This window comes from Limnohabitans sp., from assembly GCF_044361645.1.
Lineage (GTDB): Bacteria > Pseudomonadota > Gammaproteobacteria > Burkholderiales > Burkholderiaceae_C > Limnohabitans_A.
Map to the genome: position 1 here is coordinate 1 of NZ_JBIKIL010000197.1, position 3,832 is coordinate 3,832.

A 3,832-nucleotide genomic window follows, 5' to 3' on the forward strand; every position below is an offset into this window, starting at 1 on the left:
ATCACCATCAAACGCCCACGCTTATCGGCTGTATATTTTTAAAGAACCTAAGGCAACTTTCATCACCTTGTCTTGCCCCGCTGCGATCAGCGAAGCCTTGAATTATGACACAGTTTTTGTCGCTGCGTCAAGTTTGTAAAATTTTTCTTGGTGGCCAAGATCTTTTCACCAACCTCTTCACTGCGCTTGCTTGTCTTCTTTCGAAGACCTGTCTTTCATGCAGCGAAGCCCTCAATTATGGCATAGATTTTTCGACTTCAATGCGTTTTTTGGCTTCGTCCAGCATTTTTTGCGGGTCTGACCCGGATAATGGGCCTATGGCTTTACTCACTCTCTTGAACGCTTCTCTGGCTTTTGGCCATGTCGCACTCCTCGACCACGCAGACTTCTCCCTGGAGACATCTGAGCGCATCGGTTTGATCGGTCGCAACGGCACGGGCAAATCATCCTTGCTCAAAATCTTGTCGGGCATGGAACGCCCTGACGATGGCGCGCTCCATGTTCAACAGGGGGTTCGCATCGCTTATGTGGCGCAAGAACCTGTTTTGATGGCCGAGCACTCGATTTTTGAATCGGTACGCGAAGGCTTGGCCGAGGTGGTGCAGTGGATTGACGATTACACACACAGCAGGGGGGACTTGGACAGCTTGCAAAGCCAAATTGAGTCGCGTGACGGTTGGGGCTGGGAGCAGCGCTTGGACGAAACCTTGCAACGCCTTCAGCTCGACCCTGAGGCCATCGTGCAGTCTCTTTCTGGTGGCATGCGCAAGCGTGTGGCCTTGGCCCAAGCTTTGGTGACCCGCCCTGACATACTCTTGCTGGACGAGCCCACCAACCACTTGGACCTGAACGCCATCACCTGGCTGGAAGACCTGTTGATCGACTTCAAAGGGAGTGTGATCGCCATCACCCACGACAGGGCCTTCCTGGACCGGATTGCCACCCGTATCGTCGAATTGGACCGGGGCAAGCTGCGCCCTTACCCCGGCAACTACGCGGCCTACCAAGTGCAAAAGGAAGAGCAATTGGCACAAGAAGCGGTCATTCAAGCCAAGGCCGACAAATTGCTGGCCCAAGAAGAGATTTGGATTCGAAAAGGCGTAGAAGCTCGCCGCACGCGCAGCCAAAGCCGCATCACCCGTCTGCAAAATCTGCGCGGCGAACGCGCAGCCCGCCGTGAAAAGGTGGGCAATGTGCGCATGGAAGTGGCCTCGGGCGTGCCCAGTGGCAAGCTGGTGGCCGAACTCACGGATGTGAGCAAAAGCTTCACCCAGCCCGATGGCAGCGTGCGCACCATCATCCAGAAGTTCACGGGCACTTTGCTGCGCGGCGACAAGATCGGTTTGTTGGGCCCCAACGGCGCGGGCAAAACCACCTTGCTGAAACTGATTTTGGGAGAACTTGAAGCCGACAGCGGTGAAGTTCGCCGGGGGACGAAGTTGGAAGTGGCTTACTTTGACCAGATGCGCGATGCGCTGGACCTCGACGCCACACTGGAAGACTTCATCAGCCCCGGCAGCGAGTGGATTGAGATTGGCAACAAGCGCCAGCACGTCAAGAGCTACTTGGGCGACTTTTTGTTCTCACCCGCGCGCGGCACCTCGCCCGTGCGCTCCCTCTCAGGCGGCGAGCGCAACCGCTTGCTGCTGGCGCGTTTGTTTGCGCGCCCGGCCAACGTCTTGGTGCTGGACGAACCGACCAACGACCTGGACATCGAAACTCTGGAGCTGCTGGAGGAGTTGCTGCAAACCTACGAAGGCACTGTCTTCTTGGTCAGCCACGACCGTGCCTTCATGGACAACGTGGTCACCGGCATCATCGCCTGCGAAAGCGCACCAGACCAGCCTGGCCTGTGGCGCGAGTACGAAGGCTCGGTGCAGGACTGGCTGGTGCAATCCAAACGCGCCCAGGCCATCAGGGCCCAATCCGCTCAGCGCAGTGGCTCGACAGCCACCCCAGCATCCGTCAGCGCCGCAGCGGCAGCGGCCCCCGTGGCTGTCGCCGCCAACACTGCGCGCGTCAAGCTCAGCTACAAAGAGCAACGCGAACTGGCCGAGTTGCCAGCCAAAATCGACGCGCTGGAAAATGAACAGTCGCAAACCCGTGCGCAATTGGCCGACAGCAGCGTTTATCAGCGTGACCCGGGACTGGCGCAACAGCTTTTCAGGCGCGACACCGAGCTCGACGAGTTGCTGCTGACGGCCATGGCGCGTTGGGAACTTTTGTCTAGCCGCTGAAGCCCTGGGTCACACAAGTGCTGCGCGCGTCTTGGCCAAGGCGCGCCAGAACCGGTCATCTTGGGTGCTGGCAAAGTTCACCCGCATGAAAGAGCCGGGACGGCGGTCGGCGTGAAACAAAGAACCGGGCGCCAACAAGTAACCAGCGTCGTGCATGCGCAGCGCCAACACATCGGTGTCCACCCCAACATCGACCCAGCCGAACAAACCCTGCGGCGGTGCCACGAATTGGCAGCCGTGGGCCAGTGCCAACTGCACACTGCGGCCGCGTGCGGCGTCCAGCAGCTGCAACAAGCGCTCGGTGTGACGCCGTATTGCCCCCTGCGCCAAACACAGCGCCAGCGCTTTTTCAAACAACACCGGCGTGGTGAGCGTGGACAGCAGCTTGGTGTCCAAAAATGCGTCCTTCAAAGCAACCGGGGCCGCCATATAGCCGACCCGCCAACTGGGCGCGAGGATCTTGGCGTAGCCGCTGACGTAAATCGTCTTTTGCAAGCCATCGAGCACCGACAAGCGCACCGCATGCGCTGGGGCCATGTGCCCGTAGGTGTCGTCCTCGACCACATGGAAGTTGTAGCGGTGCGCCAAATTCACCAACTGGTGCGCCACGGGCAAGGACAGGCCGTAACCCGTGGGGTTGTGCAGCACCGACACGCTGACCATCATCTTGGGCGCGTGCATTTGGGCGTAACGCTCGACCACGTCCAGGTCGGGTCCCGACTCCAAGCGCGGCACGGGCAAGATGCGCACCCCCAGGTTTTGCAAGCGCGCAAACTCAATGGCCCAACCGGGCTCCTCGACCATCACGCAATCGCCCGGTCGCAGCAAAGTTCGGCTGATGATGTCCAGCGCATGGGTGGCCCCAATCGTGGTGATCAACTGCGTCGGTGCGGCGTGCAAGCCCATGCTGGCCAGCTTGGACGACAGCGCCTCACGCAAACCCGTGTCGCCCTGCGGCTCTCTGTAGCGCAAGGACGACTCGCGCAAGGCCGGACTGGCCACCACCTTGCGCAAAGCGGCCGACAAAAAGTCAGCGTCCAGCCAGTCGGGTGGAAACACCCCCATGCCCGGTTGCGGCTGGGCACTGGGCTGGTGGAACATGCCGCGAATCAGGCTGGCCGCGTTCACCGGCGGCGGGCTGGGCAATTCGCTGGATGCGCTCAGGGCCAAAGGGGTGCGCTGCACCCGATCGCGCACAAAAAAGCCCCGGTTCGGCCGCGCCTCCACCCATCCTTGTGCCACCAACCAATCGTAAGCGGCCACCACGGTGGAGGCACTCACGCCGTGCATCTGCGCGCATTGCCGCACCGAGGGCAAGCGCGCCCCCGCAACCAGCAACTGGTCGCGCATGCGCGCCACAAAACGCTGCGCGAGTTGATCGGTCAGGGGTTGACTGGATACGCGGCTGAGCAAAGACATGGGTGACTTTCCAACGGGTGTACGGTCAAAAGAAACAATACAGTTCTTAAAATGAACATGCCAACTCAGTAGTGTCCGGTTTATTTGACTGCCAACCCGCGCCAAGCGAGTAACGGCAAGGGTTTCAAAGGTTTCATGGGTGTCCACGATTTGAATTTGATTTTCCGCACCAGGCA

At 59.8% G+C, this 3,832-nt stretch carries 2 protein-coding genes; one reads left to right on the plus strand and one right to left on the minus strand.

Going from position 1 to position 3,832, the window contains the following annotated elements:
* The first annotated feature begins 317 nt into the window (after window positions 1-317).
* Window positions 318-2,237, plus strand: a complete 1,920-nt coding sequence (locus ACIQ39_RS18855) for an ATP-binding cassette domain-containing protein (RefSeq protein ID WP_396436120.1) — start codon at window positions 318-320, stop codon at window positions 2,235-2,237.
* Window positions 2,238-2,246: 9 nt separating this feature from the next.
* On the opposite strand, the gene ACIQ39_RS18860 is transcribed toward ACIQ39_RS18855, so the two are convergent.
* Window positions 2,247-3,650 (minus strand): PLP-dependent aminotransferase family protein, encoded by a 1,404-nt coding sequence (locus ACIQ39_RS18860; RefSeq protein ID WP_396436121.1) that lies wholly within the window; start codon window positions 3,648-3,650, stop codon window positions 2,247-2,249.
* Window positions 3,651-3,832: the final 182 nt, after the last annotated feature.

What these genes read in the sequence shown, in the direction of transcription:
- ACIQ39_RS18855 (WP_396436120.1), top strand. Translation starts at nt 318, where the DNA reads ATGGCTTTACTCACTCTCTTGAACGCTTCTCTGGCTTTTGGCCATGTC.